This is a genomic window from Fulvivirga sedimenti (assembly GCF_020328055.1).
The window spans coordinates 1088154-1101504 of sequence record NZ_JAIXNE010000001.1 but is presented as its reverse complement, the minus strand read 5'-3'; the positions used below and the strand labels follow the sequence as shown (position 1 = coordinate 1101504).

Annotated in this window: 13 protein-coding genes; 10 read left to right on the top strand and 3 right to left on the bottom strand. The window is 45.5% G+C overall.

Features of this window, described 5'->3' with window-relative positions; all coding sequences use genetic code 11:
• The first annotated feature begins 6 nt into the window (after positions 1-6).
• The 4 genes from LDX50_RS05180 to LDX50_RS05165 are packed head-to-tail and all read left to right on the top strand — an operon-like array spanning position 7 to position 3134.
• Complete coding sequence (locus tag LDX50_RS05180) at positions 7-279, top strand: ATP-dependent Clp protease adaptor ClpS (protein WP_225697344.1); 273 nt, start codon at positions 7-9, stop codon at positions 277-279.
• Between the two features lie 13 nt (positions 280-292).
• Positions 293-907, top strand: coding sequence for a recombination mediator RecR (gene recR / locus LDX50_RS05175; protein WP_225697343.1), 615 nt, complete (start codon positions 293-295; stop codon positions 905-907).
• A 53-nt stretch (positions 908-960) separates the two neighbouring features.
• Positions 961-2154 carry a pyridoxal phosphate-dependent aminotransferase gene (locus tag LDX50_RS05170; protein ID WP_225697342.1) on the top strand — a complete coding sequence of 398 codons (1194 nt, stop codon included), beginning with the start codon at positions 961-963 and terminating at the stop codon, positions 2152-2154.
• Complete coding sequence (locus LDX50_RS05165) at positions 2154-3134, top strand: bifunctional heptose 7-phosphate kinase/heptose 1-phosphate adenyltransferase (RefSeq protein ID WP_225697341.1); 981 nt, start codon at positions 2154-2156, stop codon at positions 3132-3134. Before LDX50_RS05170 ends, LDX50_RS05165 begins: the two co-directional genes overlap by 1 nt.
• 190 nt (positions 3135-3324) lie before the next feature.
• Here LDX50_RS05165 and LDX50_RS05160 read toward each other — a convergent pair whose 3' ends face one another.
• Positions 3325-4533 carry a carboxypeptidase-like regulatory domain-containing protein gene (locus LDX50_RS05160; RefSeq protein WP_225697340.1) on the bottom strand — a complete coding sequence of 403 codons (1209 nt, stop codon included), beginning with the start codon at positions 4531-4533 and terminating at the stop codon, positions 3325-3327.
• A gap of 253 nt (positions 4534-4786) precedes the next feature.
• Here LDX50_RS05160 and LDX50_RS05155 point away from each other — a divergent pair, with 253 nt between their 5' ends.
• From LDX50_RS05155 to LDX50_RS05145, 3 genes are all read left to right on the top strand, one after another.
• Positions 4787-5911 carry a sensor histidine kinase gene (locus LDX50_RS05155; protein ID WP_225697339.1) on the top strand — a complete coding sequence of 375 codons (1125 nt, stop codon included), beginning with the start codon at positions 4787-4789 and terminating at the stop codon, positions 5909-5911.
• A 7-nt stretch (positions 5912-5918) separates the two neighbouring features.
• Positions 5919-6671 (top strand): LytR/AlgR family response regulator transcription factor, encoded by a 753-nt coding sequence (locus tag LDX50_RS05150; RefSeq protein WP_225697338.1) that lies wholly within the window; start codon positions 5919-5921, stop codon positions 6669-6671.
• An 82-nt stretch (positions 6672-6753) separates the two neighbouring features.
• Positions 6754-8472, top strand: coding sequence for an alanine/glycine:cation symporter family protein (locus tag LDX50_RS05145; protein ID WP_225697337.1), 1719 nt, complete (start codon positions 6754-6756; stop codon positions 8470-8472).
• Here the strand turns inward: LDX50_RS05145 and LDX50_RS30980 are convergent.
• Together LDX50_RS30980 and LDX50_RS05135 are read right to left on the bottom strand one after the other, a co-directional pair.
• Entirely contained in the window at positions 8469-9758 is a 1290-nt protein-coding gene (locus LDX50_RS30980) for an energy transducer TonB (RefSeq protein ID WP_225697336.1), read from the bottom strand. The genes LDX50_RS05145 and LDX50_RS30980 overlap by 4 nt on opposite strands.
• On the bottom strand, positions 9748-10311 hold the full coding sequence (locus tag LDX50_RS05135) for an RNA polymerase sigma factor (protein ID WP_225697335.1): 564 nt from the start codon (positions 10309-10311) through the stop codon (positions 9748-9750). The genes LDX50_RS30980 and LDX50_RS05135 overlap by 11 nt, the downstream gene beginning before the upstream one ends.
• A 109-nt stretch (positions 10312-10420) precedes the next feature.
• On the opposite strand from LDX50_RS05135, the gene LDX50_RS05130 reads away from it, so the two are divergent.
• The 3 genes from LDX50_RS05130 to LDX50_RS05120 all read left to right on the top strand — a co-directional run bounded on the left by LDX50_RS05130 (position 10421) and on the right by LDX50_RS05120 (position 13349).
• Positions 10421-12274, top strand: coding sequence for a vWA domain-containing protein (locus LDX50_RS05130; protein WP_225697334.1), 1854 nt, complete (start codon positions 10421-10423; stop codon positions 12272-12274).
• 196 nt (positions 12275-12470) lie between these two features.
• Positions 12471-13052 (top strand): sigma-70 family RNA polymerase sigma factor, encoded by a 582-nt coding sequence (locus LDX50_RS05125; RefSeq protein ID WP_225697333.1) that lies wholly within the window; start codon positions 12471-12473, stop codon positions 13050-13052.
• A gap of 6 nt (positions 13053-13058) precedes the next feature.
• Positions 13059-13349: a zf-HC2 domain-containing protein gene (locus tag LDX50_RS05120; RefSeq protein WP_225697332.1), complete on the top strand. Its 291-nt coding sequence runs from the start codon at positions 13059-13061 to the stop codon at positions 13347-13349.
• The last annotated feature ends 2 nt before the right edge of the window (positions 13350-13351 follow it).

Below are 13351 nucleotides of genomic sequence, written 5' to 3'. Positions count from 1 at the left end.
GGCGACATGACAGAAGTAAGACATAAGAACGAAGTGTTGGATGATATTGCCGTAACCGGCCTGAGGGACCTGGTGGTTTTTAATGATGATGTCAACACTTTTGAACACGTGATAAAGACGCTCATCAAAGTTTGCAAACATACCTCTGAACAGGCGGAACAATGTACCCTTTTGATTCATTACAAAGGGAAGTGCTGCGTTAAAAAAGGAGCATGGGAAGATTTGCGTCCAATGCAGCAGGCCATTTGTGAGGCGGGAATTGATGCACGCGTAGTGTAGCGGGAATCAGCGCATGGAATATTCATCCAAACTCATTCAGGAAGCAGTAGAAGAAATCTCCAAATTACCCGGTATCGGTAAAAAGACAGCCTTGAGGCTGGCACTTCATTTACTCAAACAGCCGGAGCAACAATCTATTACCTTATCGGAAGCCATTCATAAACTTCGTACAGAAATTCGTTATTGCACCCAATGCATGAATATCTCTGATGAGGAAACCTGTCGGATATGTCTTTCACCTCGTCGTGACCGCTCTGTACTTTGTGTCGTGGAAGATACCCGCGATGTTATGGCCATTGAAAATACTTCACAATACCTCGGACTGTATCATATCCTGGGGGGTGTGATATCTCCGATTGACGGGGTGGGTCCGGCTGACCTGCACATCGATCAGCTGCTCAACCGTATCACTGAAAGCAATGGTGAGATCAGAGAAGTTATCTTTGCCCTTAGTCCTACCATGGAAGGCGATACCACCTCATTCTACCTCACCAAAAAACTTAAGGACTTTGACCTGAAAATCAGTACGATTGCACGCGGAATTCCAATCGGAGGTGAATTGGAATATACCGATGAGATCACACTTGGCAGGAGCATCCAGGGACGGACATTATATCCGCAGGACTGATTGGATGTACCTGATTTAATTTCTAATTTTGACCCCGTTTGACAACACTTCATATGAATTTATCTGACCGGATTACGAACTTAAAGGAATCTGCGACGCTGGCGATGGCTGCGAAAGCGCGCGAACTAAAAGCAAAAGGGGTTGATGTGATCAGCCTGAGTCTTGGTGAACCTGATTTTAAGACACCCAAACACATCCAGGAAGGGGCAAAGCAGGCGATCGACAGCCAAAAATACTTTAGTTATCCGCCTGTTCCCGGTTATACCGATCTGCGCGAGGCTATTGCAAAAAAACTGAATAAAGAAAATCACATTCCCTGCCAGGCAGAAAATATTGTTGTTTCCAACGGTGCAAAGCAGTCAATCGCCAACGTTATGTTCGCTCTTTTGAATCCTGGCGATGAGGTGATTGTTTATTCACCGTACTGGGTGAGTTATACCGCACTTATCGAGCTGGCGGAAGGAGTCCCGGTCTTCATTAAAGGAAGTATTGAGAATGATTTTAAGGCAACCGCCGCCCAGCTTGAAGCTGCTATTTCACCTCGCACCAAAGCGATAATCTATTCCTCTCCCTGTAATCCGACAGGTTCGGTATTCTCCCGGAAGGAGCTTGAGGCCATGGCAGATGTCATACGCCGCCATGATAATATTGTCGTTATAGCAGATGAAATTTATGAACTCATCAATTATACAGGAGAGAATGTAAGCTTTGCGTCCCTTCCCGGAATGTTTGAAAAAACGGTAACCGTGAACGGTTTTGCCAAAGGTTTTGCCATGACCGGCTGGAGAGTCGGATATATTGCCGCTCCACTCTGGCTTGCCAAGGGCTGTAACAAAATGCAGGGTCAGATCACATCAGCCAATTGCTCCATTGCACAGCGTGCTGCGCTTACAGCGATTACCGGAGATCTTGCGCCTAGTTTTGAAATGGCAGATGCCTACCTGAAAAGACGTGACCTGGTAGCAAAACTGCTCTCCGAAGTTCCGGGAATCAGGATCAATAAACCGCAGGGTGCGTTTTATTTCTTTCCGGACGTCAGTGATTACTTTGGGAAGTCAGACGGAGAAACTACCATTCAGGATTCGGATGATTTCTGCCTGTACATCCTTCAGAAAGCGCATGTTTCGCTGGTATCAGGTGATGCCTTCGGTGATCCCAATTGTGTGCGCCTGTCCTACGCGGCTTCTGAAGACGACCTTCGTGAAGCCATCAAACGAATTTCAGAGACATTGGCAAGACTGAGCTAATGGCCGATTACAAGGCGATAATCGATAATATGGCTTCCCTCAATGCACTCGTTATTGGGGATGTAATGGTTGATGCCTACATCTGGGGATCCATAGACCGAATATCACCCGAGGCACCTGTGCCGGTCGTACGAGTCCATAAAAGAGATTACCGGCTTGGCGGCGCGGCCAATGTGGCATTGAATGTTCAGGCCATGGGAGCTTCTTGCATGCTCTGTGCTGTCATTGGAAATGATGATGCCTCGGGCCATATTCTGGAACGTATGCAGATCAATAACCTCGACGCTTCAGGACTCGTTCGGTCAGACCATCGCCCAACAACCATCAAGACCCGTGTGATCAGTGGTCATCAGCATGTTGTTCGTGTCGATCAGGAAACAGATACTCCCATAAACGAACAGGAACTCACTCAGCTCAAACAGCGCATTGATCAATTCCTGCCATCGGCAGATGTCGTTATTTTTGAGGATTACGATAAAGGGGTCATCACACAGGATTTGATTTCCTATGTGGTTGAAAAAGCTTCACAGAACAATATTCCGGTAGTGGTTGATCCGAAAAAACGCAATTTTCTGAATTACCGTGGAGTCACGCTCTTTAAGCCTAATCTGAAAGAGTTGAAGGAAGGACTTAATCTGGTATTTGAAAAAACAGATCAGCAGGCGATCAGGGAATCAGTTCGCGCATTACGCGAGTTGCTGGTTTGTGACCAGGTGATGGTCACGCTCTCGGAGCAGGGAATTTATATCGACAGCGGACAGGAACAGAATCACCTACCCGCTCATATGCGCGAGATTTCAGATGTTTCCGGTGCAGGGGATACTGTCATCAGCATTGCCGCGCTGGCAACTGCCCTTCGCCAATCGCCATCAATTGTAGCTGCTTTATCGAATCTTGCGGGTGGGTTGGTATGTGAACACTCCGGTGTGGTGCCGATAAACCGGGAGGATCTGCTACAGGAAGCCCTCAAATTAGTTTAAAAAAATAACCCCAAAGCAGCCTAGGCCTTGGGGTTATTTCGTGTCTATAGTTGGCTTTATGTTGTTGAAGGTAATTCTTCAGGTGGAAAAATCAAATACTACATCTGCTCATCTGCAACTTCTGTCGACGAATGGCAAAATAGTACGATCAGTGTTTGATGATCAGGTTGTGAATTTGAGTAAGAAAGGATTAGCGGTCTTCAAACTGGAACTCCAGTACACCCTGTTTTTCGAGGTCTGAAACGATCTCCTCGTTCAGCGGCGTATCCTTGATCACATTGTAATTAGCCCAGAATTCTTTGTTGTAGCGCGTTTCCTGGTATTGGAGTCCGTAACGTCGCATTTTTTCTGTATTATCGATCCGCTCAACGGTATTGGCATACACCTGGTTTACCAGCAGCTCCTGAAGAACTTCCGTTTCAAATTTCAGGCTTTCGGTTTTTTCGTTGTACCAGTTGATCTTTGATTCCATCGTCATATAATTGAGGTACATCTTGCCCCGGTATTCCTTGAAATCAATGATCTTTTTTTCAGATATCTGTTTGCTTACCATTCGCTTGCGTTTTTTGATAAGCGTATTCGGAAATAATTCTTCCTGTTCAATCCGTATGATGGCGTACGTTTCCGTATCGATGTACATCCGTGTAAACCGGTTGGGAGTGTTCCGTTCCACGACATAGACCCGATGTTCGTTGTAATAGGTGATCTTTATCCTTTTAAAATCCTGGTAAAACGGGTTTACCTTCTCCGGGTCTATATCCGGAAAGTCGTGATAGCGCACATCATTTTCAAGGAGCAGGCTTTCCAGGAGGTTGTTTTGTTCGAAATACCGAACCCATTTATTATCGTATCCAAGGCTTTTGCGAACTTCTGTGAGTCCTACACGCTCGCGCAGCCTGTCTTTGTTTTTAGGATATCCGTAATCCTCGTCATAGATCTTAACGGCGGCTTCCAACAGGGAAAAATATGTACCACCCAGTTTTTTGAGATCCCTGTAGAACCCTTCCAAAAGAAAAGGTTCCATCGGGAAATTGTCTTCGATCCGGTTCACGGCAATCTGCGTGATGTCTGCACCGGTTAAAGAATCCTTTATAACGACTTCTTCCAGTACCTTGGTTGCCTTGTTCAGCTGAAAGAGAATGGTGTCTTTATTGATGAGGTCGCGGATGGGGACTTCCCGGTTTTCATACCCCATCATACTAATGACCATCAGGTTATCCTTGTATTCTGCCGGAATATGAAAATCAAACTTTCCAAGGGAATTGGTCACCGTACTGATACTTTCATTTTTTACTCCGATTGTCGCAAAAACCAACGGCTCCTTTGAGTCACTGTCGATGAGTGTCCCTGATACCGTGAATGACCTTTGGGCAAGTAGTGTGCCTGCTCCGAGAATCATCCAAATCACGGAAAATGTAAAAAATCGAAAAACCAAAACGCCTGACAACTTAGTATTTCTATCAAAGATCATTAACCCCGGTGATGAAATCAATGTAAATGCCCATGTTTCCGCACATGAAATAATAAATGTAATATTTCATCACAGATTAATTAAAAAACAGTGCAACTACCGTACCCTTTTTAACGCTTCCCGACGTTTCTTAAACGCCACTTATACATATTATATGTAATTTAGTGAATAAATTATCGCATTGACTGCCATTGAACGCATACCGAAGATTTGGAAAACGGCATATCTGCTGATATGCTCCTGGTATGCATTAAATTATGCGCTCAGCGCGGTTATAGAATGGCAGATCGAACGGCCGTATAATACCATCGCGTTGGAAAATGGATTTTACCTGCTTGAAGCAGTATGTATCTCCATCGCCCTGATATTTTTCTACGCACAATTCCTTACCCGATTCCGACTACCCATTCAAATTGTCGGACACGTCGGAGGCTTACTTGTTTACTTCCTTTTCATCAGTTATCTGTCGTATTATTTCAATGATTACCTTGACGGCCGTGTTTATTTTGATGACTGGAAGGAGTATATGACCGATCTGCTCAGCTGGGACGCAATGCGGTATTATGACCAGTATTTGATCACTGTGGCGGTTTTTTATATCATTCGGTATTTTACCAGCCTTCAATCTGAGGAAAAGGAAAAATCGGGTCTTGAAATAAAGAATAAGGAAATGCAGATTTCCCTGCTGAAGTCGCAGATTAACCCGCACTTTCTGTTTAATACCCTGAATTCGATCAGTACCCTCGTGGGAACGAACAAGGAAAAAGCCAGGAGTGTGATTGGTCAGCTATCTGATATTTTCAGGTATGCGCTTGAATCACATGATGGTCAGCTTGTGAAACTTAGCAGTGAACTTGAATTTATTGAAAATTATATCCGTATTCAGGAAGTACGATTTGGCGAAAGATTACGTTACGTCAAGGATGTGTCTTCCTCCTGTCTCAACATGGATATTCCGCCGATGATACTTCAGCCCCTGGTTGAAAATTCCGTTAAATATGGAATTGCTCCCAAGGATGATGGCGGAACAATATGGCTGGTGGTCAAACCCGTGGGAGATGGTGTAATATTTAGGGTATCAGACGACGGATTAGGGAAAAATGCTAAAAAGGTACTCGATGGGAACTCAACAGGCGTAGGCATTAAGAATACCGATCGGCGCCTTAAAAGTATATATGGTCCGGCGGCCGGATTGAACATCCAGGCGCGGGAGGATGGTTACTCTGTATCTTTCACCATTCCAAACAAATGGATTGAAAGAAGGAACGATAAGTTGGTGATAATGGAAAAGGAAACAATTAATTAAAGATGAAATGAAAATTACCTGTATTATCATAGATGATGAAAGCTTGGCCCGGGATCTGTTGATGGAATATATTCAGCCTTACTCGGATATTGAAGTAGTGGCCCAGTGCAGCAAGGGAAGTGAAGCGGTTGAGAAAATCAATTTACTTGAACCGGATCTGATATTTCTGGATGTGCAAATGCCGGGAATGGATGGATTCGGGGTACTCGAAGCGATAGATCATCACCCCTATGTCATTTTCACCACGGCCTATGATCAGTACGCACTTCAGGCATTTGATAAAAATGCTGTTGACTACGTACTTAAGCCGCTGAATGAAGAGCGTTTTAAGACAGCTGTTCAGCGTGCCATGGATCGGATTACTTCAGAAAAATCACAGAATGTGGAGGATTTGCTTCGCAGTATTCAAAATGGAGACAAGGGTGGCAATCGCTATTCCTCGCACCTTTTCGTACAGAAATCCGAGAAGCTGCTGAACCTGGAAGTAAAGGATATTATGTATCTCGAGGCATCAGGTGACTACACGGTTCTTTCAACCAAAGGCGATCAGTTCCTGAGTTCCAGTGGAATTGGAAAACTGGAAGAAAAGCTCGACCCCGAAATTTTTATCCGGATTCACAGATCTACCATTATCAACCTGAACTATCTCAAGGAAATTGAGAAACATTTCAACGGTGGCCTCATTGTGAAAATGGATAACTCCAAGACCTTTCCTGTGAGCCGTACTTACGCGAAACAAATTCGTAAGAAGGTGGTATAGACTTGCCGGTGGTGTAATCCGGTTTTGCCAAACGGTTAATTTTAGTAGTTTTGCTCTTTCCTAAAAAACTACAAGCAAAACTATGCAAGAACTCAACGATGTTCTTTCGCTGATTGACGGATATATTGGCGGGTCCACCTGGTTTGTATTCCTTCTGTTATTCATAGGCGCATTCTTTACCATCTACCTGGGGTTTCCCCAGATTCGCTATTTCCGGCATGCACTGCGGGTTGTAACGGGAAAGTTTGACCGAAAAGGTGACGAAGGAGATGCATCCCATTTCCAGGCACTTGCCACTGCACTCTCCGGTACGGTTGGAACTGGTAATATAGGCGGGGTTGCCCTGGCAATACACCTGGGCGGACCGGCAGCGCTGTTCTGGATGCTTGTTACCGCGTTTTTAGGTATGACAACCAAATTTGTGGAAGTAACCCTTTCACATAAATATCGTGAGACGGATAATAAAGGACTGATTGCCGGGGGTCCCATGTATTACATGAAGAATGCGACGTTCAAGATCGGCAACAAACCCGTGAAGCTTGCCTGGCTGGGTGCCGTTTTTGCCTTTGCAACGATACTCTCCTCCTTTGGAACCGGAAACCTGCCCCAAATAAATAATATCGCAGATTCGGTTTATTCATCATTCCAGATCGAACGCTGGCAGACCGGACTGGTACTCGCTGTTATTCTGGCGCTTGTAATTCTGGGAGGTATCAAGCGAATTGTAAAAGTTACTGAAAAACTTGTGCCGGGAATGGCTATTCTGTACTTCCTGGGCGCCTTGGCGGTGATTTTCACAAACTTTGAAAATATCCTTCCCTCATTTATTTCGATATTCTCCGATGTATTTTCAGGTACAGCGGCAGCAGGTGGTTTTCTTGGAGCCAACCTTGCTTTTGCTTTCAACCGGGGGGTGAACCGCGGATTATTTTCAAATGAAGCAGGGCAGGGTTCCGCACCCATTGCCCACGCTGCCGCTAAAGCACATGAACCTGTTTCTGAAGGAATGGTGGCTATCCTCGAGCCCTTCATCGATACAATTATTATCTGTACCCTTACCGGACTCGTGCTTTTGTCTTCGGGTGCATGGAATGAAAAGTACCAGAATATTTTCGATTATACTGATGTGGATATACTCGGAGCCAGTTTCGACGAAAATAATGAAGCGGACCGGCAACGACTTTATTCATACCTGGTGGAAGGTGCAGATATGAAGATGTTTACCGGAGAACTTACCATTACAGATGGAAAGATCACGGACGAAGTAACCGTTGTAAACAACCGATCAATTGCCGAAGAAGTAATAGTGAACATTAGCCAGAATGGAGAGTGGGTACCCTATACGGGTACCGTGGAAGTCACCAACGGCGATGTGGTAGTAGGCAGCGGCCCTTCTGTGCGTTTTGAAGGGAAATCGCTCGTGCATAGTGCACAGCTAACAACTTTTGCCTTTAAAAAGAGTTTCCTTGGTGAGAATGGGAAATTAATAGTAACCATTGGCCTGTTGCTTTTTGCATTCTCCACTGCGATCTCATGGTCCTATTATGGTGACCGTGCCACGACGTATCTGTTCGGTACACAGTATATCATTTTCTACAGGATACTGTATGTTATCGGTTTCTTCCTGGCGTCATTTACGCCTACCACTATCATCTGGACGCTATCGGGGATTACCATTGCACTGATGACCATACCCAACCTCATTGGTATATTCTGGCTTCGGGGCGAAATGAAGGAAACGGTGAGACAGTACTGGATAGATTTCAAGAATGACTGGCCTGATGCCAAAACGCCGCGTTAGTCTTTTTTCTTAAATATGATCTTCACACGGACCCGGTCAGAAACCGGGTTTCCGTTTTTTAAGGCGGGCGTCCACTTCGGACCGTTCTCCAGCAGTCGGATGGCTTCACGGTCGTAAGTTTCACCCATCGAGCGGATTACTTTCATATCCTCAATGTTTCCATTCGGGGAAATATCGATTCGTACGATTACAGTACCCTCGCGACCATCTTCCGGGTATTGCAGGTTTTTATCAAGATATTCTTCAAATGCTGCTTGTCCGTCTTCCGGATTAGCCCCGATGGTGAGTCCGGGCTGGCTCCGGCCGGTAACCACCACTTCGCTCAGCGCGGTCACATCCTGTGCCATCGTTACATTGATCTCCTCCCTGTCGGGTCGGGTAACTTCCTGTTGCTCCATGCCTATAAGTGAGAATACCAGTGATGCATCGTTGGGAACATTGATCTGATAGTAACCATCGATGTCGGATACAGTACCATCATTGGTTCCGTTGATCGCCACATTCACACCAGGAATTGGTGTGCCGTCCTGAAGAATCACACGGCCGCGGACAGTGCGACCGTTTTGCGTTTCGATGGGCAGTGGCTCACCGGCAATGCGTCCTACCTTGCTGTTGTTGGTTTCCACCTTTTCCAAAATGACCACTCGCGGATTTTCCATGGAATCAGGGCTGGGTACAAGTCTTTTACGAGACAACGCCATTTCCTCTGCAGGAATTGTTTCAAGTAAAACCTCGTCTGTATCCTCTTCGAATGAATCCAGGTCGATGGTGGGTGTCTCATCTTCTGCCGGGGCAGCTTCATTGGCCAACATTTCAGCCGGCGATTCCTCCTTCAATTTTGACGAGGCCGTTTCCTGTACCGGTTTTACATCATTCAGTGCGATCAGGTCACTTGTATCCCGGGCTTCCATTTCCGGTACATCGGCTTCTTCAGGTTGCTCCTTTGAAGTGGCGGGGGTATTATCTGCAAGAACCGGTTCATCTGACGGCGGCTGAACCAGGAAGAACGTAACTGTCGCAAGAATGGCAATTGCCGCGGCCAGCTGCCACCATTTGAATCCTGCCCTGCGTTGGGTGCGTTCCTTCAATGAGGTATGAAGCTGTTGCAAATCGGATTTTCGTTCTTCCGGGGATAGTAAAGACATGCCTTCCATGGCCTCTGATTCAAAATCAGATTCCAGCATAAGCTTTTCAACCTGGTGCATAGCCGCGTTGTCAAGGGAGCCATTCAGATAGGCTTCCATCAACTCGGGGGTGAGGTGCGATATGTTTCCTTTATTCTTCACGTTTTTTTTCCATGCATATCTTCAGGTTTCTTTTGCCATTCTGAATGTAACTCTTCACTTTTTTTAAATCAAATTCTGTTTCATCGGATATCTCACGGTAGGATCGTTCCTCCAGGTAAAACAATCTGACACATGTTTTCTGTTTATTCTGAAGCGTTTCTATACATTTTTCGAGAGCCTTCAGGTCGGATTCGTTCCCCTGCCCATTTTCATGATGCATGAATGTGCCCGATTCCATATAAAATTCTGAGATTTCTTCAGCCTGTTGTTCGCGCTTCCACTGCGCCGATCGCAGGATCATCAGGCAATAGTTCTTGGTAAGGACATGGAGCCAGGATTTGAAATTGCGGATCTCGTAACGAAGTACCTGCTGATTCAGTTTCTCGAAGATTTCCATGACGGCATCTTTTGATTTTTCCCGGTCCTTCAGGTATTTCAGGCAAACACCGTATACAAGGTGCATGTAGCGCCCATATAAGGTTCCTAAAATCTCAGGATCCCCCGATTTGCGGAAAGCCTCCAGCAACTCTATATCGTCACGAATGATGTCCACGGATTTTAAATATAACCATTAATCGCCGACGGCGACACCAAAAAAGTTAATCCCGATTATGGAATTCTCAAATTCCATGCATCATGAATGTGAACCAAATAAAGGAATCATGAAAAAATCATTGTTTGTAATCGTAATGCTGCTAATGGCCGGCACCATGGCCGCAATAGGCCACACGCCCTTTGAGCGTATCACAGGTGTGGTAATCGCCGATGATGGCAGCCCGCTGCCGGGTGTCAATGTAATTCTCAAAGGCACCACCATCGGAACAGTAACTGATTTAGAAGGAAAGTATGAACTGGATGTTCCGGATGCCTCTAAAGGAGTTTTAGAGATAAGCTTTGTAGGTTACATGACTCAGGAGATAAAACTGGAGAGCAAATCTCACATAAAGGTTACCCTCCAACAGGATGTTATGGAATTGAGTGAAGTTGTGGTGACAGGCTACGCGGTCGAGGAAAAACGCGACATATCAGGAAGTGTTTCGGTCGTATCCGGTAGAAAAAGGCTTAAGCAAGCGGCTCCTTCATATGATGCCGAGGTTTATATTCCTCCAACCAATGAAGAATATGCTGAAATCGCGGAATGGGGCTACAAGGGTGTTGCCGATAAACCCCTGTCCACATTTTCAATCGATGTGGATGCCGCTTCCTATGCCAATATGCGCAGGTATCTGAATAACGGTCAGCGACCTCCTGCGGATGCGGTTCGCATCGAAGAAATGATCAATTATTTTAATTATGATTACCGTGAGCCTGCCGGTGAGCATCCGTTCAGCATCAATACTGAAGTTTCATCGGCTCCCTGGAACCCGGAGCACAAGCTGGTGCATATCGGACTGCAGGGAAAAAATATCCCCACTGAAAATCTTCCTCCTTCGAACCTGGTGTTTCTCCTGGATGTATCCGGCTCAATGTCTGATGCCAACAAGCTTCCTCTCCTGAAATCGGCGTTCCGAATGCTGGTTGGCGAGCTTCGGCCACAGGATAAGGTATCGATTGTGGTATATGCCGGTGCCGCTGGCGTAGTTCTGGAGCCGACCAGTGGAAGTGAAAAAGATGAAATCATCGACGCGCTCTCACGTCTGCAGGCCGGGGGATCCACTGCCGGGGGAGCGGGAATATTGAAAGCCTACGACCTTGCTGAACGGGAATTTGTGAAAGAGGGTAATAACCGGGTTATTCTCGCGACTGACGGCGACTTCAATGTTGGCCTCAGCAGTAATGATGAGCTGGAAAAACTGATTGAACAAAAGCGCGAAAGCGGCATCTTTCTAACCGTACTGGGTTTTGGAACCGGCAATCTGAAGGATTCGAAAATGGAGACATTGGCCGACAAGGGCAACGGGAATTACGCCTACATCGATAATATCCAGGAGGCCCGCAAAGTATTCGTAAATGAGTTTGGTGGAACGCTTTTCACCATCGCAAAGGATGTGAAGATCCAGGTTGAATTTAATCCGGCTAATGTTCAGGCCTACCGACTCATCGGATATGAGAACCGCGCACTGAAGGATGAAGATTTTAATAATGACAAAAAGGATGCAGGTGAATTGGGTGCCGGACATACTGTCACGGCACTCTATGAAGTGGTGCCGGTTGGCGTGAAAAGTCCATTCTATTCAATCGATCCACTGAAATATCAGAAGCCCGAGAAGAAACAGGATTCGTTTTCCAATGAGCTAATGACTGTCAAGCTGCGCTACAAGAAACCTGACGGGAATAAAAGCCAGCTGATCACCGAGGTGATACGGGATGAGTCTGTAAACCTCCAGCGTACTTCCGACAATTTCCGCTGGTCGGCCGCGGTCGCTGGATTCGGAATGTGGCTGCGGGAATCGGAATATCTCAATGAGTATTCACTCGATGACATCATTGTTCTCGCGAAGAATTCACGGGGTGACGATGCCGAGGGCTACCGGAGTGAATTGGTAAGATTGATGAAGACTCAAAAGAATTTATAAAGAAAAGTGCCTGAATATCTAACAATTAGGGTATTCAGGCACTTATTATTACAGATATGTAGTCTTGCTGACAACGGTATCATTTTTGCGGGTAAAAATGTGAAAATGATAGCGCAAAATGCTGATTTTACGTATCAGTATATTGAGGAATATTATTCCCGTTTAATGAACATAATTACTATTTTTGACTCATAATATGTCGGATACCGAAAAACGAGCTTATTCTCAGGAGCAAAAGGTGGCAATCTTCGATCACGAATTTTTGCCGCACATCGATTCGATGTACAATTTTGCTTACCGACTCACCTTTGATGAAGATGATGCGAAAGATCTTGTTCAGGATACATACCTGAAGGCCTTCCGTTTCATTCATTCATTCGAACAAGGAACTAATGCGAAAGCATGGTTGTTTCGAATATTGAAAAACAGCTTCATCAACGACTTCCGGAAGAAGAGCAAAGAGCCGGCGAAAGTAGATTACCAGGAAGTCGAAACGTATTACAATTCAGACGATGTAGACAGAGCAATCACTACCGATCTGAGGGTGGATACGGTTCAGGATATGCTGGGTGATGAAATTTCCAATGCGCTCAATGCGCTGGATGTCGATTTTCGGACCGTAATTATTTTGTGCGACCTGGAAGGTTTCAAGTATGATGAAATGGCAAAAATACTTGATATACCAATCGGGACAGTGCGGTCAAGGCTTCACAGAGCCAGAAACTTGTTAAAAGATAAACTGAGCGATTACGCCAAAAAAATGGGTTATTCTAAATAGTGCATTATGTCTACAACCTCTACCGACTCAATGGATCAGGAATCATCGGGGTCACCGAAAGATAAACCTGACCATCATGAATGCTTGCGCATTCTCAGCCTGGTTCTGGATGATGAAGCAACTCCTCAGGAGAAGGAGATATTCAAAAAGCATCTGGAGAACTGTATGCCTTATTTTGAGATCTACAGCGTCGACAAAACCATCCGTGAACTGATCCGCAAAAATTGCAGCGACAAGAAGCTATCCGATAAAATGAAAAATGACATTCGGATGCGGGTCTTCAACATGGCTGAATAGGA